Below are 26,299 nucleotides of genomic sequence, written 5' to 3' on the forward strand. Positions count from 1 at the left end.
GGCCTGGGCCTCGCGCTGGACGGTGTCCTCGGCCGCGGTACGGGCCTCCCACACGCCGGCGATCGCCAGTCCGAGCACGATGGCGTACACGACGCCGACCATCATGACCATGTACTCCAGCACGTCCGGTGTCTCGGAGGTGTCTTCGTCGACGGCCACGCGGCGGTGCCGCAGGACGGTCGCCGTGACGACGAGAACGCAGACCAGGACCGAGGCCAGGGCATAGACGAGCCATTCCGGCATTGCACAACTCCATGACGAGCGAGGCGATGTGTATGAGATACGGGGGCGGACGCGCCGGGCCGGTCAAGGGCCCGGCGGCCGGACGAGAGGCGGACGGTCAGCCGCGGCCGCGGCGACGCGACCCGGGCCGCAGGGCGGCCGCGGCCAGAACAGCCGGCAGGGTGATCACGACCGTGGACATGGTCATCGAGAGCTTGGCCGGAGCGGGACGGGACGGACCCCCCGTGTAGTGCGAGCGCGGCTCCCACCGGAACTCCTTGGGCGCCGGAGCGGGGGTGGTGATGCTCGGCTCCTGGGGCGCCTGCGGTGCCCACACGGGGCCGGGTGCCGGGGGTGCCGGGGCGGCCGGTTCCGAAACCGTGGGTTCCGCAACAGCGGGTTCCCGAGCGGCTTCCGGTGGCGCCGGCGCGGAGGGCCTCGGCGGCGCCGGCTCGGGGACCGACAGGGACGGAGGCGGTGGTGACGGCCGCGACGGAGGAGGCGGAGCCGTGGGCGACGGCGGAGGTGACGCCGTGGGCGACGGGGGCGTCGGAGCGCACGTGGGGTGCGGGGCTTCCGTCGCCCCGTCGCCGTAGCCCATGCCGACCCATACGTCCGGGGCACACACCACCAGGTGATCGTGGGTGGGTGAGTGGTCCATGACGACGGACACGTCTCCGTGGTGCGGCAGCGGGCACAGTGCCGCCGCAGCCCCGAGACCGATGCTGATCCAGCCACCCACTCGTCGTTCCTCCCGGTGACGGCCTGACGTCGGACGCGCGTTCAGGGCGCGAGAGGGCGGTTGAACCACTGCCTCTCGGAGCTGCCACTGCGGGTAACGATCATGAGCCCGGCGAGTCACGGATACGGGACGTGCCGCCTGCCATCGGGGTGAACGCATCGCCACCTGGCCACACCCCTACGAACGCTTCGGCCGGGGTTCGAGCTTCTTCACGGGGCATGAGGCGGCCAGCCGTGGAGAGGCGTGTGCAGGACCGCACGCCTCTCCGCCGGGCGCTGGCACCGAGGTCCGTGCCGGGTTTCACTGGAAGGTGCTGGAAGGTGCTGGAAGGGTGCCGCACCCGCGCTCCGGGAGGTTTCGTGAACACGCACACACCGCCCCGATTCGACCCCACCCGCGTCCCCCACCTGCTGGGCATGTTCGCGCCGGTGACCGAGGAGGTCGACGCCGCCGAGCTGGAGGCCGAGGGCGAGATCCCGGCCTCCCTGGACGGCCTGTACCTGCGCAACGGGCCCAATCCCCGCTTCACGCCGATCGGCTCGTACCTGTACCCCATCGACGGCGACGGAATGCTGCACGGGGTGTGGCTCTCCGAGGGCCGCGCCCGCTACCGCAACCGCTTCGTGCGCACCCCCGCTCTGGAGGCCGAGGAACGGGCGGGGCGGGCCCTGTGGGGCGGCCTGGAGTCCATGATCCTGCCGGATGCCGAGCAGGTCGGACCGGAGCTCGCCGGCACCTTCCGGGAGCTGCCCGACATCAACGTCGTACGGCACGGGGGCCGGCTGCTGGCCCTCGCCGAGTCGGACTGCCCGTACCGGATCGGCGCCGGGCTGGAGACCCTCGGCCGCGAGGACTTCGAAGGGGCCCTGCCCAAGGGGATCACCGCGCACCCGAAGACCGACCCGGTCACGGGCGAGATGGTCGTCTTCTGCTACGGCCTGGAGCCGCCGTACCTGACCTGGTCGGTGATCGGCCCCGACGGCACCGTCACGCGCGGGCCCACCCTCGTCGACGGCGTGGACGAGCCGATGATGATCCACGACATGGCCCTGACCCGCCGCTACGCCGTCCTGGTCCTCGCGCCCGCCTTCTTCGACCTGGACGCGGCGATGGCGGGCGGCTCGTTCCTGGCCTGGCGGCCAGAGCGGGGTACCCGCGTGGTCCTGATCCCCCGCGACGGCGGGCCGCCGCGCTGGGCGGCCGACGAGGCGTTCTGGCTCTGGCACACCGTGAACGCCTACGACGACGGCCCCGGCGCGGACGCCCCGGTGGTCCTGGACTACGTGCAGTGGAGCCGGCTGACCGTCGGCCGCGCACCGGGGGCGGCGCAGGACCCGGTCAGCGGAGGTCTGGCGCGGGCGCTCATCGACCCCGCGGCAGGGACCATGACCCGCACCCTGCTGGACGACTCCCGGGTGGAGTTCCCTCGCATCGACGACCGCCTCATCGGCCGTCGCCACAGGTACGCCGCTCTGGCCACCTCGACCGGACGGACGGACCTGCTGTCGGGTGAGTACGACGCCGTGCGCTTCCACGACGTGCGGACGGGGGCCGCCCGGGTCTGGGACGCCGGGGACCTGTCGGTCGGCGAACCGGTCTTCGCCCCCGAGCCGGGTACCGACTCCGAGGAGCGCGGCTACTGGCTCACCTTCGCCACCGACCGCACCGACGGGTCGAGCTGGTTCCTGGTCGTGCCCGCCGAGGACCCCGCCTCCGGGCCGGTGGCTCGCGCCCGCATCCCCGTCCGGGTCCCGCTCGGTCTGCACGGCTGCTGGCTGCCCACCGAAGGCGGCCGTGCCACCGAGCAGGGTGCGCCGCCCCCGGTGACGTGACGGAGCCCGGGGGTCGCTGACGGTGAACGAGGGCGCGCGCCGCTGCCGCCGGCTCTCCATCGTCGCGACGAGCGCGAGCCCGCCCGCTCCCGCCCTTGTGCCCGCATCGCCTGCACAGAGGTCCGCCAGTGGGGCGGGGCGCGGGTTGAGCCGGCGCCCCTCAGCCGGGAGCCTCAGTGGGCGGTGGTGGGAGCTTGTGTGTTCCGCCGGCTGTCGGTCAGGCAGCCGAGGCGGTCGCCGGTCGTAGGGGCGCCGTCGATGACATTGCGGTCGTAGGTGACCGTCTTGGCGTGGACGGGGCGGGTGCCGACGGTGACGTCGAGGTGGGCGTCGTGGCCGGGAACGACCTGTCGGCGTGCGGCGGGCAGCGCTGCCGCGAGCGTCGCGGCGTCGCTCTCCCGGCCGGGTGCGTAGCGGATGACCGGCGGTCCGGCGGGGCGGGTCTGCGGGGCCGAGGCGGAGGTGTCGGTGACGACGAATCCTCCTGAACGCAGCGCGGCGGCCACGGTGGCCTCGTCCACCCGCACCTTGATTCCGGCGGGGTTGGTGGGGGCCGGCGTCTCGGGGGCGGGCTGGATGCGCCGGTCGCCGGTGATCCGGCGGTCGGCCGCGAGTGCCTCCCACAGAGCTCGGGAGCGTTCCTCGTGCCAGACGAGGGTGGAGCCCACTCCGGGGACCCGGTGGTCGAACAGGCGCAGCGGGACGGTGGCGAATTCGGTGCGGGCGGCGTCGAGGCGGCCCAGTGCGAGTGCGATGCGGATGAGATCGGCTTCGTCCGTGTTCGGGCCGGGGCGCACGGATGTCAGGAGGGTGCGGACGGTTCGGGTCGCGGCGGCGGGGTCGGCCAGGGCGCCTTCCAGGGTGAGGCTCTTGAGCAGGTCGGATACGGTCCGCTGCTGGCGTCGCATCCGTCCGAGGTCGCCGGACCGTTCGATGTGGCGGGCTCGGACGTAGCGCAAGGTCCGGTTTCCGTCGGCGTTGTGGAAACCGGGGGTGAGGTCGAGTCCTGAGTTCTCGTCGCGCAGTGTCTTGTCGGTGCAGATGGTCGCCCCGCCGAGACCGTTGACGGTCTGTTCGAAGCCGGTGAACCCGGTCTCCAGGAAGTGATCGATCCGCAGTCCGGTCGCCTTCTCGACGGTCTTGACCGTCAGCGGGCCGGCCCCACGCTTGTACGCGCCGTTGATCTTGGCTCGGGTCCCTGCGGCATCGGCGTAGGCGACATAGGAATCCCGGGGGATCGAGACCACGCTGGCGCGTCGGCCGTCTCGGGACAGATGGACGAGCATCATCACGTCCGTGCAGTTGCACCCCGCGCCGCCGACGTGCAGCCGGTTCTTCTCTGCCTTCGACAGGCCGGCCCGGCTGTCGGTGCCGACGACCAGGATGTTCATCCCCCTCTCCCCCGCCGGAGGGGCCGAGGAGACTCCAGCCCACGCCGCACCGGACACGATCGTCGCGGCCAGGGTCACAGCGGTGACAGGACGGAACACGCTCACTCCCGGGATGGTCGACGCGGCCCGGCACCCACGGACGGCGTCGGTTCCGCGATTCGGACCCCGACGCTAGCGGCAGCGGCCGACTCGTCCCCGCTCACACGCCGCAGCCGTTCCGGCCGTGGCGCGCATGAGCCCCACACGGCCGTGCTTCCTGCCGGCCGAACCGTGTCATCGCCGTCCGTCACGCGGTGTGCGTGCCGTGGGATCGGTGCTCCCGGTCCCGTCCGGCAGGCCCCTGGCCCATGCCGCCCGGCGGGTTCCCGCCGGATACGGCAGGGACTCGGCGGACGACTCGGCCCGGTTCAGTTCCCGTGCGCCCTCCGTTGCCCGGGCGAGGCGGGTCAGGGACGTGCCCAGGGCGATCCGTGCCTCCACCTCGGCGAGTCGCTCCCCCGTGCGTTCGGCTCGTGCCACCTCCGCGCGCGCGAGGCGCTGCGCGGTGTCGGGCCGCCCCGACAGGAGTTCCGCCCAGGCGGCCAGGACGGGTGCGTCGTCCGCGTGCCCGTCCAGGGCGCGCAGCGCGTCGTCCGCGCTGTGCGTGGACAGGGCCAGTTCGGCGCGTGCGGTGCGCACCTCGTGCTCCGCCTGCCGGTCGCCGAGTGCGGTGGCGACCCCTTCCGCGCGGTCCACGAAGACCGCGGCCTGCTGGATCTCTCCCAGGAAGACCTGTACGCGGGCCATCGTCGCGAGGGCGTGCGGGAGGCACCAGGCGTCGTACGCCTCGGCGCCCGAGACGGCTTGTTCGGCCAGGGCTCGGGCCTGCTCGGGCTCTTCGAGCAGGAGCCGGAGTTCGGCGAGGTTGGCGCGTTCGAACGCGGCGGCGACGGGGTCTCCGGACTGCTCGGCCAGGGCGAGTGCACGGGTGCCGATGAGGACGGCCTCGTGCAGCCGGCCCGCCCTCCGCGCGTTCTCACGCAGCGTCGACAGGACCGAGCCGAGCAGCGTCGGGTCCCCGTAGGCCTCGGCCGGTGCCAGTGCCTGGTCCCCCGCCGCGCGGGCCTGGTCGAGGCGGCCGGCGAGCCCGAGGCTGGCAGCCTGCAGCGCGAAGGCCCGGGCCGTCAGACCCTGCCCGCGGGTGCCCGGTACGTTCCGCGCGGCCGCGAGGGCGTGCCGGGCCGCTTCGGCTCCCGCCGCGTAACGGCCCTGGACACAGCGGACGACGGTCAGGGCGAGGAAGTGACTGGCGGCGGGCTCCGGCGCGGTGGCCACGGTCACCGGGTGCGCGCGCAGCATGCGGCGCCCCGCTTCGGGCGCGCGGGTCTTTGCCATGGCTTCGGCGAGCAGTGCCGCAGCGAGCACCGCGTCGTCGTGGTCGCCGCGCCGCTCGAACTCGGCCAGGGCGCGCCGGAGTACCTCGGCGGCTTCCTCGAAGTGTCCCATCCTGCGCAGGACATGGCTGTGGGCGAGCCGGGCGCGGGCGGCGTCGACGTCGAGGCGGGCGACGAGGTCGCGGTAGTAGCGGTCGGCGGTGTCGTTGGCGTACAGCGCGGCGGCGCGTTCGGCGGCGCGGCGCAGGTACGCGGCCGCGCGGGCGTCGTCCGCGCGGGCGAAGTGCGAGGCGAGCGCGTCGACGGCGTCCGGGCGACGGCGCAGGACCGCCTGGGCGAAAGCGGCGTGCAGTCCGCGGCGGCGGACCGCCGACAGCTGCTCGTAGCAGGTGAGGCGGACCAGCGGATGCCGGAAGGCCATCCCTGCCTCGGGCCGCCCGGCCACCACCACCTGCCGTTCGTCGACGAGCGAGGCGGCGATGGCCCGCTCCAGCGCGTCGGCCGCCGCGGCGCCGGACACCGGCGGGTGCAGCCCGTGCTCGGCCACGTCGAGGAGCTCGGTCAGCGCCGCCTCCCCGCCGGCCACCGAGAGCGCCTCGACGACGCGGCGCGCGTCCGTGTCGAGCCGCAGGAGCCGGTCCGCCACCAGCTCGCGCACCCCCTCGGGGGCAACGTTGTCAGAGCTGTCGTCCGTCAGGCCGCGTGCGAGCTCCAGGGCGAACAGCGGGTTGCCGAGCGAGAGCTCCCACACCCGGTGGGCCCGTTCGTCGCGCGCGACGTCCACGGCCGCGTCGCGCAGCACCGCAAGGCACGCCTGCTTGTCGAGGCGCCCCAACTCCTCGCGTACGGCGAGACGCTGGCGCGTCAGCGAGGCCATGACCGAGCGGCGCGGGTCGCCTTCGGGGAGTTCCTCCTCCCGGTACGTCACCAGGAACCGCAGCGCCGTCCGGCGCTCCGCGGCGCGTCGGGCCAGATGGCCGAGCAGTTGGTAGGAGCCGGTGTCGGCCGCGTGGAGATCGTCCAGGACCACCAGCACCGGGCGCGCTGCGGCCAGTTCGCCGAGCAGGGCCGCGCCGGCCCGGAACAGCCGGTCCCGCTCGTCCTCGGGGCTGCGCTCGACTTCGGCCCGTACCCGCCCCAGCGACGGCAGGAACGCGGCCAGTTCGGGATGCTCGGCGCCCACCCGGGCGCGCTCCGCCGCGTCCCGGCCGGCCAGCCATCCGTCCAGCGCCTCGGCGAACGCCCCGTACGGCGTGTGCCCCTCAGCGTCGTGTCCGCCGCCCCACAGCACGGCGGCCCCGGACCGTGCGGCCTGCAGTGCCGCCTCGCGGGCCAGGCTGGTCTTGCCGACGCCCGCCTCGCCGGTGAGCAGCGTCACCGGTGGCCCGTCGGTCGCGCGCAGCCGTGCGAGCGCCTTGTCGCGGCCGCGCAGCGGCGCCGCGGCCGGGGTCCGCAGCGACACGGGCAGCGACGGCGGGGAGAGGGATGGCCCAGGGGCGTCGGTGAGTGCCATCCGGTGCAGCCGCTCCGTCTCGGGCCCCGGCCGCACCCCCAGCTCGGCGTCGAGCGCCTCCCGGCACACGTGGTACTGGCGCAGTGCGAGCCGCCGCAGTCCACGGCGCAGGAACGATTCCATCAGGATCCGGTGGGCGGCCTCCTCGACCGGGTTGTCCGTCAGGACCTGCTCGGCCGTGGCAGCCGCCTCCTGGTGCGCGTCGGCCGCGAGCTGGGCCTTCGCGAGCGCGAGCAGCACCAGTTCCCGGAGCCCGGAGAGCCGGTCCCGGCGGCTCGTGGCCCACCGCGCGTACCGGTCCTCCGGCAGCAGCTCGCCGGTGAACCGCCCTGCCGCGTCGGCGAGCGCTGCGGCGTCCCCGGAGGCCAGCGCGGCCAGTGCCGTCTGTTCGGCGTGGTCGGTGTCGATCCACACGGTCCGCGGGTCGAGCAGCAGGAGCGAGCCGTCGGACACCAGGTACGAGGACGCGGCACGCGGGGCCAGCTCCGGTTCGAGGGCGTGGCGCGCGGCGTGCAGGGCGACCCGCAGGCTGCGCAGGGCGGCCTGTGGATCGACATCGGGCCAGCAGACGTCCACGGCCTGGTCCCGGTGGAGCCGGTGGCCGGGCGTGACGGCGAGCAGTTTGACCAGGGTGCGGGCGCCGGGCCGCGGCCAGCGTTCGGCGAGGGCGGGTCCATCGTCGCGGGTGGCGCGAAACCCGCTGAAAAGGTGCAGGCGAAGCAGTGGAGCGGAAGGTTCCGCCCGGTTCGCCTGTCGTCCGCTCATGAGGGCGCCACTGTAACCGAGCATGCCGAGGGCCCCCTGGGCGGTGTGCCCGGAGGGCCCTCGGATCAGCGGTTCACGTCAGTGGGTGCTCAGGAGAGCTTGTACGTGGTGACCTGGTGGATGCCGTTGTCGGGGAGGTAGTACCCGCCGCCGAACTGGCCGACGGTGCGGTCCCGGCCGGAGTCGTCGCCGTTGAGGGTGAGCACCTCGTCGACGCCGTCACCGTCGAGGTCGGCCGCGAAGTGGTTGCGGGCGCCCATGAGGGTGCCGATGCTGCCCACGGACGGAGCCCAGGTGTCCTCGGAGTCGAGCGCACTCGGGTCCCAGAGGTACAGTCCGGCCTCGGCACCGGCCACCAGGAGCTGACGTCCACCGGGACCGGTCAGGAAGCCACCGCCGTACGACTGCGGTGTGACGAGCTGCGTCGTGTCGTCGCCGTTCGCCCGGTACCGCCGGAACGACGACGTGCCGCCCTCGTACAGCTCCCCGTCCTTGGCGAAGTAGCTGTTGTGCGTCCACAGGCCGCCCGCGAGCCCGGAGTGCAGCACCTCGCCGGTGCGGCCGTCGCGGATCTCGAAGAAGTTCTGCGGGCTGAGCGCGTCGGTGTCCCACTTGATGGGCGCGCTGACCGCCCACAGGTAGATGACCGCGTGCCCGTCGGCGTAGGGGATCTCCGAGGAGGCGAAGACGCCCTCGTTCGGGATGGCGGTGCGGATGCCGCCGACCGCCGTGTCGGGGGCCTTCGGTGCCGCCGACCAGCGGACCTTGCCGTCGGCGGCGTTCAGCGCGACCGCGTTCGTCACCGGGGCGTCGAGTTCGAAGGCGTTCAGGGAGGCGTACGAGGCGTACACCCGGCCGTCGTTCACCGAAGGGTCGGCGAAACGCACGTCGCCGGCATCGGCGGGGGCGCTGTACGTCCACAGGGCGTGGCCGTCGCCGTGGTAGGCGCGCAGCGCGTCCGTCGGGACGAGGAGGTCCAGCTCGCCGTCACCGTTCAGGTCGGCCAGCGTCGTCGAGCGGACGAACTGGCCCTCGGGGGCCTTGATGGTCGCGAGCGTCCTGCCGGTACGCCCGTTGAGGACGACCGTCGCTGTGTCGGCCGCGACCACGATCTCGGGCCTGCCGTCACCGTTGACGTCGCCGGTCCGGATGTCGTGGACCGAGCCCGCGACGGTGGCCTGCCACAGCTTCCGCGGCTTGCCGCCGTCGACGAGGGACGGACCCGAGTAGGCCCACACGCCGTTCGACGAACCGCCCATGATCAGGTCGGACGTGCCGTCCGCGTCCAGGTCGGCGGACTCGGCGTAGGAGATGTCGGCCTGCAGCGGTGTGACGCTCTCCGCCTTGCCGTTGCCCAGCCTGAACGTGCGGATGTTCTGCGACTGGTCGATGACGCGCACGTGGCTGCCCCGGCCGTCGGTGAAGACGTCCTGGTACATCGGCGCGGCGGCGACACCCTTCGACTGCCACGCGACGGCGCCCCTGCCGGAGAACACGGTCAGCGAGGCGTAGCGCAGGCCGCCGCGGTTCTCCGGTTCGCCCATGCCGTGGTCGTGCTGGGCGGAGGCGACCAGGGAGCCGTCGGCGACTCGCAGGCTCCAGACGCTGGGGCCGTCCTTGCCGTTGCCGGCGTCGCGCTTGACCGTGCTCGACCACAGGACCTTGGCCGCGTCGGTGCCGTCGACCGCGCGGACGGTGCTGGCGTTGATCCACAGGTTCTCGTCGAGCGAGGACTCCGCGACGGCGTACTCGGCACCTTCCTGCGCGCCGAGGTCGCCGACGGTCAGGGCGGTGGGCACCACGTTCTCGCGGCTGTCCAGCGTCGCGCGCAGCCCGTTCCTCAGGTCGTACGCGGCGACCTCGTACCGTACGGCGTCGGTGGCGTCCGCCTGCTCGATCGCGACGATCCGCCTGCGGCCGGCGTCCACTCGCAGCTGACGGGCGTACAGCATGCTGTCGGTCTGCCAGGTCACCGAGCCGTCCGCCGTGTCGAGGACGAGGGTGCGTCCCCGGCCCGCGACACCGGTGGCCTTGGCCAGGTTCCAGGACACGACGACCTTGCCCTTGCCCAGGTCCTGGATGTCGCCCCAGTTGGCCCGCCTGGCCTCTCCGGTGTCGTACGTCCAGGTCTGCGCCGGTGACAACGTGCCGTCGTCGGCGGAGGTGAAGCGGATGCCGGTCAGCGTCATGGTGGCCGCGGCCGGGACGCGCGGGTCACCGCTCATCCGGGGCGCGTCGGCGACCAGCAGGGTGCCGTCGACGATCTTCACCAGGGAGGCGCGGTTGTACAGCTTGGACCACACCGTCCGGCCGGTCCTGCCGTCGAGGACGGTGACGAACGTACCGGTGTTCAGGGTCGAGCCCGGTACGACGAACGGACGCGGGTACGGGGTCGTACCCACCTGCGCGGAGAACACCAGGTCCGGGCTGCCGTCACCGGTCAGATCACCCGTGGAGTAGCCGGAGTCGGAGTTGGCCGAGAACGGCGAGACCGCGTTGTAGCCCATCAGGATCTGCGCCGGGTACGGCTCCACCCGCCAGACCTGGGTGGGCTTGACCTGCCAGTCGGTGAAGAAGGAACTGCCGGTGCGCGCCCATGTCTCGCTGCCGTCGGCGGCGTGGCGCTGCACGTACCCCATGCTGTTGACGGTGAAGTAGTCGCCCTTGGTGCCGATCGGCACCGTGGCGCCCATGCCGCGCACGCCTTCCAGCGTGGACTTCGCGGTCATCGTGACCTTGGTCTTCGGGTCGACGGCGTCGGTGGCCGCGTCGGCCGCGAGGCTGTCGGTGGCCGCCTTGGGGGCGCCGTCGTCCTCCGGGCCGACGACGCTGTCGGCGCTGTCGGTGGTGGCGCCCTCGTACGGGTCGAGTGCGGCGTGGGCGGCCAGCGTCTCGGCCTCGGTGCTGCTCAGCCGCATCACCGGGCCGCTGTCGTCGGCGGCCTGGGCGAGCGGGGCGGCGCTCAGGCACAGACCCGCCGCGACCAGGGCGGAGGCGAGTCGCATGCCCCGCCGAGAGAGGTGCGTTCTCATCACTTGGCTCCCTGCGAGATGCGGACGGCGGTGCCCGCGGTGAGGACCGGCTGGTTGTAGGCGTACTGAAGGGCGTCGGCGCCCGACTGGTCGGCGATGCCGACGGTGGCGCCCGCGCCCTTGTCCGCGACCGACTTGTACTGCAGGGTCACCGCGCCGGTGGCCTCGTCGAAGACGATCTCGAAGGTGGAGCGGCCCGACGTGCCGTCGGCGTAGGCGGCGTCGTTCCAGACGACGGCGAATCTGCGGTTGCCGGTGGTGCCGGTGGTGGCGGTCTGCACGGACGACTTCCGGTCCAGCGTCAGGTCGTCCCACAGCGGGGCGATGACGCCCCTGACGCCGTTCGCGCCGGTCGTCGGCAGAGCGGTGTTGCTGTAGTCGCCGACGCGCGCGGACAGGAAGTTGAGCAGGCCGTCGGTGGTGACCGAGGCGGAGGTGTACGAGACGCCGTAGTGCTTCACCGGGAAGGGCAGGGTGATCTTGGCCGAGTCCTCGTCACCGCTCAGCGCGACCTTCTTGGAGCCGGCGATCCACGTGTACGCCACCGGGGCGCAGCTGTTGCCCGCCTTGTCGGTGCGGTGCGGGACCCGTACGTCCTGGGTCAGGTCTGCGGTGCCGACGGTCGCGGTGCCGTTGTGGACGCCGTTGCACAGGACCGGGGCGGCGGGCTTCACGATCAGGCCATAGGAGCCCTCGGCGACCTTGGCGAAGGCGTACCCGCCCTTGGCGTCGGTGGTGACGGCGGGGAGCGGCGAGCCGTTCAGCTCGACCGTCGCACCCGGCAGCGCCTTGCCGGTGACGTCGAGGACGGTTCCGGAGACCTTGTGCGAGGGGGCCGCGGTCAGGGCGAAGTCCTGGGTGAGCGGCACGCCGGTGGTGAGCTGGACACCGGAGACGGCCTGCGGCGCGTAGCCGTAGCCGCTGAGCGCGAAGTCGTACGTACCGGGGGCCAGCGACAGGCGGTAGGTGCCGTCGCCGCCAGTGGTGACCGTACGCGCGCCGGAGGCGACGCTCGTGGCCTTGACGCTCATGCCGGAGAGGGCGGCGCCGGTGGCCTTGTCCGTGACCTTGCCGGTGACCGTCACGGCGGTGTGCGGGGCCCTGTCGACGGAGGCGAGGATGTCGAGCTTGCCCTCGCCCCAGACGTTGTTCATGCCGGCGGTGCCGCCGCAGTGGGTGTCGTCGACGTCGCGGGCGCCCTGGTCGAGGAGCGCCCGGGTCTCGTCGATCCTGCCGATGAGCGAGGGGGCCGCCGACCAGAGCAGGGCGACCGCGCCCGCGACGTGCGGCGTCGCCATCGACGTACCGTTGATGGTGTTGTACGACGAACCCGGCCAGGTGAAGCGGACGTTGACGCCCGGAGCCGAGATGTTCGGCTTCATCGAGCCGTCGACCAGGGACGGACCGAAGCCGGAGAAGTTCGCGATCTTGCCCGAGGCGTCGTACGCGCCGACGCCGTAGGCCGGGGCCTGCGAGCCGGGGGCGTGCGCGGTGGAGCAGCTCGTGCCGTCACCGTCGTTGCCCGCGGCGAAGGCCTCGAAGATGCCGGCGGCGGCCCATGCCTCGACGATGTCCTGGTAGAACGTCGTGTCGCCGCCGCCCCAGGAGTTGTTGACGATGTGCGGCGCGAGGTCGGGGCGCGGGTTCTGGCCGTTGTGGTCGGTCGGCGCGAGGATCCACTGGCCGGCGGCGAGGAGGGACTCGTCCGAGCAGGAGGACGACTCGCAGCCCTTCGCGGCGATCCACTTGGCGTTCGGCGCGACACCGACGCCGTTCCTGCCGACCATCGTGCCCATGGTGTGGGTGCCGTGACCGTTGTTGTCGCACGGGACGGCGGTGGTGCCGCACTCGCCGGTCGGGTCGTACCAGTTGTAGTCGTGGGTGAAGCCGCCGTTGCCGTTGTTGCCGCGGTACTGGGCGACCAGGTCCGGGTGGTCGTACTGGACGCCGGAGTCGACGTTGGCGATGACGATGCCCTCGCCGCGGTCGTCGTAGCCGTTCCAGACGTCGTCGGCGTTGATGTCGGCGATGCCCCACTCAGGGGCGGTCTCCGCACCGGCGGTCACGGCACCGGCGGCCACGGCACCGGCGGTCACCGCGCCAGTGCCGGACGGGGCCGTGCGCGTCGTGGTGATCCTGCTGTCGGCGGACTCGACGCCGTCGAGCGCGTAGTGCTGCTCCTTGACGATCGAGGCGACGTCCGGACGCTTCGCGAGCCGCTCCACGAGGTCCTGGCCGCCCCGCACCTTGACGGCGTTGGCGATCCAGTACTCCTCGTGCCCGACCTTCTCCTTGTCGAGGAAGGCCGTCAATGAGCGCTGGCTGGACTCGGCGTGCGCGCGCAGCTCCTTGTACGCGGCCTTCGCCTTCGCCGCGTGCGTCTTCTGCTTCTTGGCTCCGGACAGGTCGGCCTGGTCCTTGAGTACGACGAAGAACGATGCCTCACCGCCCTCGTCCACGGCGTCGAGCAGGGCGGCGTCCACCGTGGCGGTCGGCTCGACGTCGGCCGCGACGGCGGGCGGGCCGGTCAGTGCGGCGGCGGCGACCAGAGCGGCCGCCGCCCAGGCGGCGGATCTGCGCAGGGGGGATCGTGGCAGGTGCATCGGGGTGCTCCTCCGGGAAGGTTCGGGGAGCCCGGACGCTAGAGAACCGCCGTTACTCGGGAATTACAGCGCTCGACCAGGACGTCTGGCCTGCTGTTCTTGTGCTCGCGCACCAGGCGGCGGGACCAGCGCCCGGTGACATCGATCCCCGTCCGCTACGACGGCCAGCTGACCTCACCGTCACGCACCACCAACGGCTCGGCCTGCCGTGACTCATGGAACCGCGTCCATCCCACGTCCACACCGCCGTCGAAGCGTCGGTGGCCCTCGCCGGCCTTGGTCGCAAGCCAGCTGACGAGTTCGCCCGTGAGGTCGAACTCGTCGGGGTGGATCTCCTGACGACTGGTCAGAGCCCATGCTCCGGATCCGGTGCGCTCCCGGCGGAGGAGGACCGAGACGAGTGCGCCGTCCACCTTGAGCGCCTCGCCGTGACAGCTCAGGAGGGGCTGAGGACGGCTCTCGAGGACGAACTCGCCGTCGTCGTCCTCCTCCCAGAAGGGGAACTCGGTCACGATGCGGAGGGTCTCCGGCTCGGGGCCGAGTCCGAGGTGCCATCGGAGCTCGGCGAGCTCGTCCCCGGTCAGCTCGTCGCGCAGGTCGAGGGTGAGCGTGAGCTCATAGATGTCGGACATGAGCGCACACGCTAGCGGCCGCATCCGACAGGGACTCTCGCGGGCGGCCCGGCCCGTGGGTGGCTGCTGCCGTTCCACGGGCCGGGCCGGGTGTCAGGAGGCCGGAGTGACGGACTCCGGCGCGCCTCCCCTCGATGACGGCGGGCCGGAGTCCCGGTCCGTCGTTGCTCAGGTCCGCCGGGCCCGGCGAAACGAGGTCAGGGCGTAGCAGCCGAGGAGGACGACGGTGAAGGCGAGACCGATGCCGGCCGCCTGGCGCATGTCCGGGACCTCGACCGCGGTGGCGGCGACGGCCAGCACGCCCACCCCGGCCACGACGGCCAGCTTGCTGCCCCCGGGGACGCTGAACCCCGTGAAGTCCTCGGGGTGCGAGTCGCGGTGCCGCCGGAAGGCGATGTACGAGGCGAGGATCAACAGCCAGACGAGCAGCACCGCGAAGAGGGCGATCGACATCAGGATGCCGAAGATGCCGCCGATGTCGTAGAAGGCGAGCAGCGCGGCGGCCGCGATTCCCAGGGTGGAGGCGGCCAGGGCGTTGGCCGGGACACCGCGTGAGGTGAGGCGGGCCAGGGGCGCCGGGGCGAGGCCGTCGTCGCCGAGGGAGTGCAGGAGGCGGGAGGCACCGTACAGATGTGCGTTCGCGGCGGAGACGGCCGCGATGAGCACGACGACGTTGGTGAGGGTCGCGGCGGCGGGGACGCCGATGTCGGAGAAGACCCGCACGAACGGGCTCGCCTCGACACTGCCGTCGCCTGCGGCCAGGCGCCGCCACGGGATCAGGGCCACGACCAGGGTGATCGCCAGGACGTAGAAGACGCTGAGCCGCCAGGCGAGCTGGCGCATCGCGGTGCGGATGGACCGCTGCGGGTCGGTGGCCTCGGCCGACGCGATGGCGACGACCTCGAATCCGGCGTACGCGAACATCACCACGGACATGGCGATCCAGACGGACTTGGCGCCCTGTGGCAGGAACCCGCCGTCGTCGGTGAGGTGCGCGAAGCCGGTGGCCTCGGTGTCCGGCAGGCCGAAGAAGATGAGGAACGCGGCACACAGGATGAACGCGCAGAGGGCGGTCACCTTGATGGTGGACAGCCAGAACTCGGTGGTGCCGAAGGACTTGACGTTGATGACGTTGACCGCGAGCACCACCGCGGCGACGGCGAGGATGGCCGCCGACATCGGCACGCCCGGCCACCACCAGCGGATGTAGAGCGCGGAGGCGACGACCTCCGTACCGATGACGACGACCGCACTGAACCAGTACATCCAGCGGGTGACGAAGCCGGCCCACGGGCCGAGGTACGTGTGGGCGACGGCTCCGAAGGAGCCCTGGACGGGATGCGCGGCGGACATCTCGCCCAGCAGGACGGCGATGACCGCGACCAGGACGGCGCCGATGGCGTACGAGAGGATCACCGCGGGGCCCGCGGCGGATATCGCCGATCCCGAGCCGAGGAACAGGCCGGTGCCGAGCGCGGAGCCCAGGCCGATCATCGTCGTCTGGCGGGGAGTGAGGGAGCGGACGAGGCCCGTTCCCTTCGATGGCTGGCCGTTCTCGCCGGAAGGCGAGGTGGCGGTGGATGCCGAGGAAGGCGTGGAGGCGGCGGCCGAGGCGGGCGGCGACGCGGGGCCCTGGGCGGGTCTTTCCGAAGCGGTCATGACAGGAGTCCTTCTGTACGGGGGCGGAGCGGGAAGGTCCCGTGGAGGGGCGGGAGGGGGGCGAGGGGGGCAAGGGGGCCGACGGAGGCCGGCCCCGCCAGCGGGCCGCGGGCAGCGGGCCGCTGCCCGCGGGTCAGAACTCGCTGTTGCGGAAGGGCTTCTCGGGCCGGTTCAGGTCGGGCCTGCCCAGGACCTTCGGCGAGGACAGCGCGTAGATGCCGTGGTTGGTCAGCACCCAGGCGATGTTGCGGTCCCACTCCACGTACACCCCGTGGGTCTGGTTGCCGTACGCGTAGTCCGGGGTGTCGCTGCCGTACGCCTTCGGGACGAAGTAGGCGTCGATCTTCGGCGCGGCCGGGTCGGAGACGTCGAAGAACTGGACACCCGCGTTGTAGAAGCCGTAGCCGAGCACGCCCGGGGTGTGCCGGCCCGGGTTGGTGTAGGAGCCGGTGCGCTTGGGGCCGAAGCTGCCGCGGCGCTGGCAGAAGTCGGTGAAGCCGGCCGACGGGGGCGGGGTCGGGCGCGGAAGGACGCCCACGACACGGGGGTTCTTCGGGTCCTTCGCGTCGATCTGGTAGACGTCCTTGTAGGGCTCGTAACAGTCCTCGGTGAGGGGGTAGCCGGAGTAGTAGACGATCCCGGTCCTCTCGTACTGCGAGACGTCGATGTTGTCGCCTTCGGTGCCCGCGACGGACGGCGGCAGGTCGAGGTGGCTCACGGTCCTCAGGTCGGCCGGGTTCGAGATGTCGAGGACGGTCAGGCCGTAGCCGCCCATGGCCGCGAACGCGTAACGGCCGCCCTGCTCCACGGGCTTGGGGATGAAGAGCGGCATCCGCGCGCCCATCCAGCTGGTGCGGTTGCCGCAGCGCGGGTTCTTGCGGTAGGCCGCGTCCTCGCCGGTCCGCTGGCCCGGCAGGTGCCAGGTGTCGAGCAGCTTCGGGTGGGCCGGGTCGGCCATGTCCCAGGACTGGTAGCCGGCCGAGTGCAGGTTGGTGGGGTACTCGGTGCGGGAGTACGTGTCGTCGGGCGCCGTCGCGATGAACATGTACCGCTGACCGGTCCAGTACGGCGTGTCGAGCGAACCGGAGCCCTGCTGTGCCGTGCCGGGGTCGCTCCCGAGCGGGTCCTTCTGGGTGGCGTCGGTGGAGACGGTCGCGAGGAGTCTCCAGTCCTTCTTGCGGGGGCCGTCCAGCCGGAAGACCTTGAAGCCCTTGAGTCCGGGCTTCTCGCGCAGCTTCCTGACGCCCTCCGGGTTGTTGTACTTGTCGTGCGCCGGGTCGTCCGTGAGCTCCTGGATCTGCCGCTTGTCCTCGAAGCTCTGCACCATGACGTAGGCGTCGAGCTTCTTGCTCCACTGGATGGTGGAGGCGCCCCAGTAGTCGTTGGCCGCCCAGGTGCCGTTGGACCGCGTCTCGTCGCCGTCCACGTCCTGGCGGCTCATGCGCTCGACGACCTTCACCTTCTTCACGTCGGTGATGTCGTAGACGCGGCCCTCGGAGCGGTCGTACTGGAACATGTAGCGGCGGCCGTCGAAGTCGACGATGTTCTGCCAGGTGTGGAAGTGGTCGGGGGTGAAGTCCGCGCCCTCGTAGGCGGCTTCGACCTTCATGTTCTTGATGTACGAGCGGGTGTCGTAGTCCTTGTTTCGGCCGGGGAACGCGTGCTCGTGCTCCTCGTCGACCGGTGTGAGGGCGGGGTGGCGGAAGGTTTCGTCCAGCTGCATGCCGTACGCGCCGGGGTCCGCCGGTTCGGGGCGCCGGTCGGCGCAGACCTCCGGGATGTTCGGATCGGCGGCGGTGGTCGCGGTGACGATCGCGGTGGTGGCGCCGGAACTGCCCGGCACGAGAAGGGTCGCGGCGGTGGCTGCGGCGACGGCCGTGGCCAGGGTCGCTCTGGTGCGGAGTGATCGCATGGACTGTCCTAGGGTCTCGGCGGCGGAGAACGGACGTATGAAGGGGATGCCGGTCGCGCGGTGGTCGGGCGGGTTGCGGTGACCTCGGGGATCGCGCGAGCCGGGTGTTCGTGCGAAGCGGTCAGGTGACCGTCGGGCGCTGCTGGTACGCGGCGGCCCGGTGCGCACCCGTGACCGCGATGTCCCGCAGCTCGCGCACGGCGTGCAGAACGTCCGCGTGGGTGAGGTAGAGGGCGTTGAAGCCGAAGCGCAGGAGGTCGGGGGCGCGCATGTCGCCGATCACGCCGCGTGCGGTGAGCGCGGCGACCAGCGGGTACGCCTCCGGGTGCCGCAGGGCGACCTGGCTGCCGCGGCGTCCGGGCTCGCGCGGGGTGGTCATGGTGAAGCCGAGACCGTCGAGGAGGGAGTCGGCGCACTCCTGGAAGAAGCCGGTGAGGGAGAGGCTCTTGGCACGTACGGACTCCATGTCCACGCCGTCGTACGCCGTCAGCGCCGCTTCCAGGGCGACAAGGGAGAGCAGGGCCGGGGTGCCGATGCGGGCCCGGGTGATGCCCTCGGCGGGGGCGTACGTACCGGACATGGCGAACGGCTCCGCGTGCCCGTGCCAGCCGGTGACGGGGTGGTCGAAGGCCTGCTGGTGGCGGGCGGCGACGTAGGCGAAGGCCGGAGCGCCGGGTCCGCCCGAGAGGTACTTGTACCCGCAGCCGACCGCGAAGTCCGCCTCCGTCGCGTCGAGTTCGATCGGCAGGGCGCCCGCCGCGTGGCACAGGTCCCAGTGCGCAAGGGCGCCCGTGGCGTGCGCGGCGGCGGTGAGCGCCGCCATGTCGTACAGCTCGCCGGTGCGGTAGTCCACCGGGGCGTAGGCGGCGACCGCGACGTCCGCTCCTTCGGCGGCGAGCACCGCGGCCGCCTCGCGCGCGGGTACCCGGCGGACCTCCAGGTCCAGCAGCCGGCCGACCGAGTCGGCGATGTACTGATCGGTGGGAAAGTGGTCGGGGTCGGTCAGGAGCAGCCGCCGTCCGGGGCGCAGCCTGGCCGCGGCGAGCAGCGTGTTGAACAGCTGCACGCTGGTGGAGTCCCCGGCCACGACCTGGCCCGGAGCCGCGCCGATCAGCCGGCCGATGGCATCGCCGGTCCGCACCGGTGCCTCCCACCAGCCGTTGGCGTTCCAGGAGCGGATCAGGTCGGTTCCCCACTGCCGGTGCACGGCGTCCTCGACGGCCGGGGGTACGGCGGCGGGCAGCGCGCCGAGGGAGTTGCCGTCGAGGTAGACGGTCCCCTCGGGGAGGAGGAAGCGGTCCCGGACGTGGGCGAGCGGGTCGGCGGCGTCCAGCGCGGCGGCGTGTTCGGTCTGTGCCGCGGTGAGCTTCTCCACGGCTGCCGCGCCAAGGTTCTCGTGGGGGATGTTCTCGTTCGGTGTCCTGTTCGGCACGAGGTCACTCCGTCGGTGCGAGAGAGGCGGCGGGCAGGGCGGCCGGCGCGGGGGCAGGAGCGGGGCCAGGGGCGGGGGCGGAGGCGGGGACGGGGGCGTCCCGCTCGCGGGCGAGGTCCAGCGCGATGTCCGCGAGCAGGTCCTCCTGTCCCCCGACGAGTCGCCGCCGGCCGGCCGCCACGAGCAGGTCCCGGGTGTCCAGACCGTGCCGCAGGGCGGTGGTCTCCGCGTGCCGCAGGAAGCTGGAGTACACCCCGGCGTAGCCCAGGGTCAGCGTCTCCCGGTCGACCCGTACCGGACGGTCCTGCGTCGGCCGTACGAGTTCTTCCGCGGCGTCCATCAGCGGGAACAGGTCGCAGCCGTGCTCCCAGCCCATGAGGTCGAAGACCGCCACGGTCGGCTCCAGCGGCGCGTTCCCGGCTCCGGCCCCCTGGCCCGCGAGCGAGGCGTCCACCCGGTGGGCACCCGCCTCCACCGCGGTGACGCTGTTGGCCACGCCCAGGCCGAGGTTGTGGTGGGCGTGGATGCCGATCTCGGTGGCGGGGTCGAGGACGTTGCGGTAGGCGCGGACCCGGTCCCGTACGCCGTCCATGGTGAGCCGGCCGCCGGAGTCCGTGACGTAGACGCAGTGGGCGCCGTACGACTCCATGAGGCGTGCCTGGGCGGCGAGTTCGGCCGGGGGTGCCATGTGGGACATCATGAGGAAGCCCGCGACGTCCATCCCCAGCTCCCGGGCCAGGCCGATGTGCTGGGCGGAGATGTCCGCCTCCGTGCAGTGGGTGGCGACGCGCACGGAGGTGACGCCGAGGGCGTGGGCGCGGCGCAGGTCGTCGGCGGTTCCGACGCCGGGCAGCAGCAGGGTGGTGAGCCTGGCCCGGTCGAGCACCTCGGCCGCCGCCTCCAGCCATTCCCAGTCGGTGTGCGCGCCGGGGCCGTAGGTGACGGAGGAGCCGGAGAGGCCGTCGCCGTGGGCGACCTCGACGGCGTCGACGCCGGCGGCCTCGAGGGCTGCCGCGATGGCCCGTACCTGGTCGAGGGTGTAGCGGTGCGCCACGGCGTGCATGCCGTCGCGAAGGGTGACGTCCTGGACGTAGACCGAGGTCATCGGGCCGGACTCCGTTCGGCCAGGCGCTCGGCGGTGCGCAGCGCGGCGGAGGTCATGATGTCGAGGTTTCCGGCGTAGGCCGGGAGGTAGTGGGCGGCGCCCTCCACCTCCAGGTAGACGGAGACGAGCAGTCGCCCGCCGCCGGCGAGCCGGGTGAGCGGGTCGCCGGCGGGCAGTGTGCGGAACTGCGGTTCCTGCTTGAGTCGGTAGCCGGGCACGTAGGCGGCGACGGAGGCGGCCATCGCGTGTACGGAGGCGGTCACCCGCGCCGTGTCGCAGTCGTCGACGACGCAGTGCACGGTGTCGCGCATCAGGAGCGCCGGCTCAGCCGGGTTGAGGACGATGATGGCCTTGCCTCGGGACGCGCCCCCCACCTGTTCCAGGGCGCGGGCGGTGGTCTCGGTGAACTCGTCGATGTTCGCCCGGGTGCCCGGGCCCGCCGACCGCGAGGCGATCGAGGCGACGATCTCGGCGTAGTGAACCGGTGTCGTGGCCGAGACGGCGGCGACGATGGGGACGGTGGCCTGGCCTCCGCAGGTGACCATGTTGAGGTTGGGGGCGTCGAGGTGTTCGTCGAGGTTCACCGGCGGGACGACGTACGGTCCGAGGGCCGCCGGGGTGAGGTCGACGATCTGCTTTCCGTACGGTGCGAGGGCGGCCGCGTTGCGGTGGTGGGCGGCTGCCGAGGTGGCGTCGAAGACGAGGTCGATGTCGTCGAAGTCGTCGAGCGCCAGCAGCCCGGCGACTCCGTCCGCGCTCGTCCGCACCCCGAGTCTGCGGGCCCGTGCGAGTCCCTCGGACGCCGGGTCGATCCCGATCATCGCCGCGGCGGTGACGTTCCCGGCCCCCCGGACGATCTTGATGAGGAGGTCGGTGCCGATGTTGCCCGACCCGATCACGGCTGCCTTCATCGGACGGCCTCCTTGAGGAGAGGGGTGAGCCCGAAGAAGCGGACGGCGTTGCCGCCGAGGACGGCCTCCGTCTCCTCCGGGGTGAGCGTGCTCTCCCGCACCAGGCGGCCGATGTCCTCCTCGCCGAGCGGGAAGGGGTGGTCGGAGCCGAGCAGCACCCGTTCCGCGCCCATCACGTCCACGAGCAGGCGCAGCGCCCCGGGGTCGAAGACGGCGGAGTCGACGGAGAAGCGCCGGGTGTAGTGCGAGGGCGGGTGGGGGCTGTCGGCGCGGACCAGGTCACGACGGTGCCAGGCGTTGTCGGCCCGGCCGAGGAGGTACGGGAAGCTGCCGCCGCCGTGGGCGAAGAGGAGTCGCAGCGAGGCCGGCAGACGTTCGAAGGCGCCGGAGAGGATGAGCGACAGGATGGTGAGGTGCGTCTCGGAGGCCATGCCCGCCAACCAGGCCAGCATGTAGCGGGAGTAGCGCGGGCCGGTCGGCAGGTCCCAGGGGTGGACGAGGACGGCGGCGTTCTCCTCGTCGCAGTGCGTGAGGAACTCCAGGAGCGCGCCGTGGTCGAGGTCGCGGTCACCGAGGTGGTTGCCGATGTGGACGCCGTGGAAGCCCTGCCGCATGGCCTCGCTGAGCATGGCGCAGGCGGCCTCGGTGTCCTGGAGCGGCACCTGGCACAGGGGGGCCAGCCGGTGCGGGGCGTGCGCGCCGTACGCGAGGAGACGGGAGTTGACCGTGTGGCACCAGTCGGCGGCGCGCCCGGAGTCCAGCCCGTAGCCGAAGAGCAGCGGGGTGCTGGAGAGCACCTGGATGTCCACGCCGAGCCGGTCCAGGTCGGCGACGCGCTCGGCCGGGTCCCACAGGGTGCGGCGCACCGGCCGGTATTCGGCGGACCCGGTCATCATCATCCCGGCGTCCGGGCCGTCCGTGGTCCGCAGCCAGGGGCCGTCGTCAGAGCCGGTGATCCGGCGCGATTCGGCGCGGCCGATCTCCGGGAAGACGTGGGCGTGGATGTCGACGACGGTCATGCGTCGCCCGCCTCGTCGCGGCGCGTGCGCGGGCGCAGCTCCTCCGGCCAGTCCTTGCCCGGGTGCGCCGCGCCGCAGTTTCCGCAGGTGCGCGCCGCCTCGTCGCCGTAGAAGGAGTCGAAGACCGGCGGGAGGTCGTCGACGATCGAGGTGAGCTGTACCTCGCTGCGGTGCACCAGGTGGTGGCACTCCATGCAGTACCACTCGAAGGCGTCCTTGCTGCCCTGCGGGCGGGCGAACTCGACGACCAGGCCGACGCTGTCCTCCTCGGGCCGCTGCGGCGAGTGCCGCACGTGCGGCGGGAGGAGGAAGACGTCTCCCTCGCGGATGTGGATGTCGCGCGGCGGGCTCCCCTCCTCGTCCATGACGCGGAGCACCATGTCGCCCTTGAGCTGGTAGAAGAACTCCTCGATCGGGTCGTCGTGGAAGTCGGTGCGGCGGTTGGGGCCGCCGACGACCGTGACCATCAGGTCGGCGTCCTGCCAGATCTGGACGTTGCCGACCGGCGGCTTGAGCAGGTGGCGGTGTTCCTCGATCCAGGAGTGGAGGTTGAACGGTCGCATGGTCATGGGCGCGGTTCCTTGTTCCGGGAGAGGGGGGCTTCGGTGGGGCGCGGTGCGGTGGTCCCGGGTTCGGTGGTCCGGGGGATGTGGGCGACGGCGCTGATCTCGATCAGCAGGTGCGGGTGGGGAAGCTGGTGGACGGCGACGGTGGTGCGGGCCGGACCGCTCTCGTCGAAGTACTCGGCGTAGACCTCGTTGTAGCCGCCGAAGTCGTTCATGCCGACCAGGTACGTGGTGACGGACACCAGGTCCGCCAGACCGCCCCCCGCCGCGGCCAGCAGTCGCGCGATGTTGTCGAGTACGGCCCGGGTCTGGGCGCGGATGTCGAGGTCCGTCACCCCCATCGCGTCGGCGCTCGCGCCGACGAACGTGCCGTCGGGGCGGCGCGCGCTGGTACCGGAGACGAAGACGAGGTCACCCGCGCGCCGGAAGTGGGGGAACCGGCCGCGCGGCGGGGCGGCACCGGGGACGATCACGCGTCCTCCCCGGTGGTGAAGCGGACGCTGCCGAGGCCTGCGACCGTGGCTCGTACATGCGTTCCGGGCGGCAGGGGTACGGCGGCGGTCGCCGCGCCGGCGAGGATCGCCGTGCCGGGTTCCAGCGCGCCGGCGAGCCGGGCCGCGGCGGCGAGGGCCCGCAGGGGATTGCCCAGGACGGCCGCGGTGGAACCGGTCTCGGCCAGGCGCCCGTCGAGCTCCAGCAGGACACCGAGGTTGTCCAGGTCGCCCGGCGCGCTCCACGTTCCCACGGCGTAGCGCGCGGCGGAGGTGTTGTCGGCGATCACCTCGGGGAGCGAGAACCGGAAGCCGTGGTAGCGCGAGTCGATGACCTCCAGCGCCGGGGCCACCGCCGCGACCGCCGCCATGGGGTCGCCACCGGGGCGCAGCGTGTCTCCGAGCAGGAAGGCCACCTCGGGCTCGACGCGGGGGTGGATCAGACCGGAGGTGTCGATGCGCCCGCCGTCGGGAATCTCCATCCGGTCCGTCAGCCGCCCGTGGATCAGGTCGGACACGCCCATCTGCCGCATCTTGGCCAGGCTGGTGAAGCCCAGCTTGAAGCCGGTGAGCCGTTCGCCGCGGGCCAGGCGCCGGGCGACCAGCGCCTCCTGGACGGCGTACGCCTCCTCGGTGTCCTTCGGTCCCTCTCCGCCGCCGGACAGCGGGCGGCCGTCGCGCGCCGCCGCGTCGAGCGCCTCGGCCAGTGCCGTGGTGTTCATCGGGTGTCTCCCTCCCGCCCGGCACGCCCGAAAGCCGCGCGTACCGAACCGAGGCCGTCGATGCGGGCTTCGAGCACGTCTCCGGGCTCGACGGTCGTCATGGGGCCGAGTGCGCCGGTGAGCACGGTGTCCCCGGCCCTCAGCGGACGGCCGAGGCGTACGAGCGTGTCGGCCAGCCACACGGCGGCGTGCAGCGGATTCCCCAGGCAGGCGGCGCCCGCGCCGGTGGACACGGGCTCTCCGCGCCGCTCGAGGACCATGCCGGCGGTCCGCAGGTCGAGTTCGCGCAGCGTCACGGGGCGGGTGCCCAGGACGTAGGCGCCGCTGGAGGCGTTGTCGGCGATGGTGTCGACGGCTGATATGTCCCAGTCGCGGATCCGGCTGCCCACGATCTCCACGGCGGGGAGCGCGAAGGCGGTCGCTCTGATCACATCGGCCACGGTGTGCCGCTCGTGGGTGAGGTCGTGCTCGAGGACCAGGGCGACCTCGGCCTCTGCCCGGGCCTGGAGCACCGTTCCCCAGGGGATCTCGGCGCCGTCCGGCACCGCCATGTCGTCCGTGAGACGGCCGAAGTCCGGCGTGTCGACGCCGAGCTGGGTCTGGACCGCCACCGAGGTCAGCCCGATCTTCCAGCCTGTGACCCGGCGTCCCTCGGCGCGCCGGCGGTCGCCGAGGGTGGTCTGGACGGCGTAGGCGGCCGCGAGGTCACCGGGGGGCAGCAGGTCGCGGACGGGGTCGCAGGGAACGCCCGTGAGGCGCGCCGTGTCGAGGCGCTCGGCGGCGCTCGCCACCGCTTCGTCCACCGTGTTCACAGTTTCACGCACACATTCATCGGTTCGGAGAAGAAGTCGAGGGAGTGGTCGCCGCCCTCACGGCCTATGCCGGAGGCCTTCACGCCGCCGAAGGGGGTACGGAGGTCGCGGAGGTTCCAGGTGTTGACCCAGGCGATCCCGACGTCGAGGGCAGGCGCGACCCGGTGCGCACGGCTCACGTCGCCCGTCCACACCGTGGCGGCCAGCCCGTACGGCCCGGCGTTCGCGAGCGACAGCGCCTCCTCCTCGGTGTCGAACGGCGCCAGATGGACGACGGGCCCGAAGATCTCCTCCCGTACGACCGGGTGGTCCTCCGGAAGGCCGGCCAGCACGGTCGGTTCCACCCAGAAGCCGCCGTCCCGCTCGTCGGAGAAGCGCGGTGCCCCGCCTCCCGCGAGCACGTCGCCGTCGGCCGAGGCCTTGTCGAGGTAGCTCAGCACCTTGTCCCGGTGAGCGGCGGAGACCATCGGTCCGTATCCGCTCAGCGACCGGGCGCCGGCGGCCAGCGCCTCGGCGAACGCGTCGAACACCGGCCGCTCCACGTACACCCGCTCGGTGCACAGGCACACCTGCCCGCTGTGGGTGAACGACGAGCGGAGGGTGCCTGCCACGGCCTGGTCCAGATCCGCGTCGGCGAAGACGAGCCCGGCGTTCTTGCCGCCCAGCTCGAAGGAGACGGGGGCCAGTCGCGCGGCGGCGGCCCGCATGATCGACCCGCCGGTGCGCGACTCGCCGGTGAAGGCGATCGCGTCCACCCCCGGGTGCTCGGTGAGCCACTGCCCCGCGGCGTCCGCGCCGCCGCCGTGGACGAGGTTGAAGACCCCGGCGGGCACGTCCGCGTCCGCCATCACCTCGGCCAGCAGACAGGCCGTGCCCGGTGTCAGCTCGGAGGGCTTGGCGATCACCGTGTTGCCCGTGGCGAGCGCCGGGGCCACCTTCCAGGTGAGCAGCAGCAGCGGCAGGTTCCACGGCGAGATCACCGCGACGACGCCGAGCGGCTTGTGCACGGTGTAGTTCAGCGCGCCACGGCCGTCCGGGGTGGTCGTGTGCCAGGACCGCTCGCCGCGCCCGGCCAGGAGATCGGCGTACGAGCGGAAGTTGGCGATCGCACGCGGGATGTCGACCGTCGAGGCGAGCTCACGGGGCTTGCCCGTGTCGGCGCACTCGGCGGTGACGAACTCCTCGAAACGCCCCTCGATGCCGTCGGCGATCCGGTGCAGGAGCCGCGACCGGTCCGCCGGGCTCCAGGACGCCCACGGGCCGCGCAGTGCCTCCCGCGCCACACCCACCGCACGGTCGACCAACTCCCGCGGAGCCGAGGGCGCTTCGCCGTCGACGGTCCCGCGGGCCGGGTCGATGAGCGGGAACGGGACGCCCGAAGCGTCGAACTCGCCCCCTACGTAATGCCGCACAGGTGAGCGCACCTTGCAGACCTCCGTTGCCGGGCCGGGGATTCGGTTCTGGTCCCCCGGCGTGTGCCGGTATCGTGCACCCACCGAGCCATACCGAACCAATGCCAAAAGGCACTTAGTCCATACCGATTCGGGTATGCATGCCTCCGGCTC

Annotated in this window: 17 protein-coding genes and 1 pseudogene; 1 reads left to right on the plus strand and 17 read right to left on the minus strand. The window is 72.5% G+C overall.

Annotation, left to right across the window (positions count from 1 at the left end; all coding sequences use genetic code 11):
* Positions 1-243: pseudogene (locus ACFQ79_RS18700) on the minus strand (hypothetical protein); the annotation flags it as partial.
* A 1,137-nt stretch (positions 244-1,380) separates the two neighbouring features.
* Here ACFQ79_RS18700 and ACFQ79_RS18705 point away from each other — a divergent pair.
* On the plus strand, positions 1,381-2,796 hold the full coding sequence (locus ACFQ79_RS18705) for a carotenoid oxygenase family protein (protein ID WP_383584821.1): 1,416 nt from the start codon (positions 1,381-1,383) through the stop codon (positions 2,794-2,796).
* A gap of 173 nt (positions 2,797-2,969) precedes the next feature.
* Here the strand turns inward: ACFQ79_RS18705 and ACFQ79_RS18710 are convergent, their stop codons facing one another.
* The 16 genes from ACFQ79_RS18710 to ACFQ79_RS18785 form a co-directional block, all read right to left on the minus strand.
* Positions 2,970-4,187, minus strand: coding sequence for an LCP family protein (locus tag ACFQ79_RS18710; RefSeq protein ID WP_383584703.1), 1,218 nt, complete (start codon positions 4,185-4,187; stop codon positions 2,970-2,972).
* Positions 4,188-4,460: 273 nt separating this feature from the next.
* Complete coding sequence (locus tag ACFQ79_RS18715) at positions 4,461-7,838, minus strand: ATP-binding protein (RefSeq protein ID WP_383584705.1); 3,378 nt, start codon at positions 7,836-7,838, stop codon at positions 4,461-4,463.
* Positions 7,839-7,927: 89 nt separating this feature from the next.
* Entirely contained in the window at positions 7,928-10,870 is a 2,943-nt protein-coding gene (locus tag ACFQ79_RS18720; protein ID WP_383584707.1) for an FG-GAP repeat domain-containing protein, read from the minus strand.
* Complete coding sequence (locus tag ACFQ79_RS18725) at positions 10,870-13,473, minus strand: S8 family serine peptidase (RefSeq protein ID WP_383584710.1); 2,604 nt, start codon at positions 13,471-13,473, stop codon at positions 10,870-10,872. Before ACFQ79_RS18725 ends, ACFQ79_RS18720 begins: the two co-directional genes overlap by 1 nt.
* A 155-nt stretch (positions 13,474-13,628) precedes the next feature.
* A complete protein-coding gene (locus ACFQ79_RS18730) occupies positions 13,629-14,105 on the minus strand; it encodes a hypothetical protein (RefSeq protein WP_383584712.1) in 477 nt (158 codons plus the stop codon).
* A gap of 168 nt (positions 14,106-14,273) precedes the next feature.
* On the minus strand, positions 14,274-15,764 hold the full coding sequence (locus ACFQ79_RS18735) for an amino acid permease (RefSeq protein ID WP_383584715.1): 1,491 nt from the start codon (positions 15,762-15,764) through the stop codon (positions 14,274-14,276).
* A 133-nt stretch (positions 15,765-15,897) separates the two neighbouring features.
* Positions 15,898-17,676: a hypothetical protein gene (locus ACFQ79_RS18740; RefSeq protein WP_383584717.1), complete on the minus strand. Its 1,779-nt coding sequence runs from the start codon at positions 17,674-17,676 to the stop codon at positions 15,898-15,900.
* 121 nt (positions 17,677-17,797) lie between these two features.
* Positions 17,798-19,051 (minus strand): kynureninase, encoded by a 1,254-nt coding sequence (gene kynU, locus ACFQ79_RS18745; protein ID WP_383584824.1) that lies wholly within the window; start codon positions 19,049-19,051, stop codon positions 17,798-17,800.
* A gap of 61 nt (positions 19,052-19,112) precedes the next feature.
* Positions 19,113-20,213, minus strand: coding sequence for a 4-hydroxy-2-oxovalerate aldolase (gene dmpG / locus ACFQ79_RS18750; protein ID WP_383584719.1), 1,101 nt, complete (start codon positions 20,211-20,213; stop codon positions 19,113-19,115).
* Entirely contained in the window at positions 20,210-21,124 is a 915-nt protein-coding gene (locus ACFQ79_RS18755; protein ID WP_383584721.1) for an acetaldehyde dehydrogenase (acetylating), read from the minus strand. Before ACFQ79_RS18755 ends, dmpG begins: the two co-directional genes overlap by 4 nt.
* A complete protein-coding gene (locus ACFQ79_RS18760; protein ID WP_383584723.1) occupies positions 21,121-22,143 on the minus strand; it encodes an amidohydrolase family protein in 1,023 nt (340 codons plus the stop codon). The genes ACFQ79_RS18755 and ACFQ79_RS18760 overlap by 4 nt, the downstream gene beginning before the upstream one ends.
* Positions 22,140-22,712: a 3-hydroxyanthranilate 3,4-dioxygenase gene (locus ACFQ79_RS18765; protein WP_383584726.1), complete on the minus strand. Its 573-nt coding sequence runs from the start codon at positions 22,710-22,712 to the stop codon at positions 22,140-22,142. Before ACFQ79_RS18765 ends, ACFQ79_RS18760 begins: the two co-directional genes overlap by 4 nt.
* Positions 22,709-23,182, minus strand: a complete 474-nt coding sequence (locus ACFQ79_RS18770) for a RidA family protein (RefSeq protein ID WP_383584727.1) — start codon at positions 23,180-23,182, stop codon at positions 22,709-22,711. Before ACFQ79_RS18770 ends, ACFQ79_RS18765 begins: the two co-directional genes overlap by 4 nt.
* Entirely contained in the window at positions 23,179-23,922 is a 744-nt protein-coding gene (locus ACFQ79_RS18775) for a 2-keto-4-pentenoate hydratase (protein ID WP_383584729.1), read from the minus strand. The genes ACFQ79_RS18770 and ACFQ79_RS18775 overlap by 4 nt, the downstream gene beginning before the upstream one ends.
* Positions 23,919-24,746: a 2-keto-4-pentenoate hydratase gene (locus ACFQ79_RS18780; protein ID WP_383584731.1), complete on the minus strand. Its 828-nt coding sequence runs from the start codon at positions 24,744-24,746 to the stop codon at positions 23,919-23,921. Before ACFQ79_RS18780 ends, ACFQ79_RS18775 begins: the two co-directional genes overlap by 4 nt.
* A complete protein-coding gene (locus ACFQ79_RS18785) occupies positions 24,731-26,146 on the minus strand; it encodes a 2-hydroxymuconic semialdehyde dehydrogenase (RefSeq protein ID WP_383584733.1) in 1,416 nt (471 codons plus the stop codon). The genes ACFQ79_RS18780 and ACFQ79_RS18785 overlap by 16 nt, the downstream gene beginning before the upstream one ends.
* Positions 26,147-26,299: the final 153 nt, after the last annotated feature.

It is taken from the genome of Streptomyces sp. NPDC056480, from assembly GCF_042795405.1.
GTDB lineage: Bacteria > Actinomycetota > Actinomycetes > Streptomycetales > Streptomycetaceae > Streptomyces.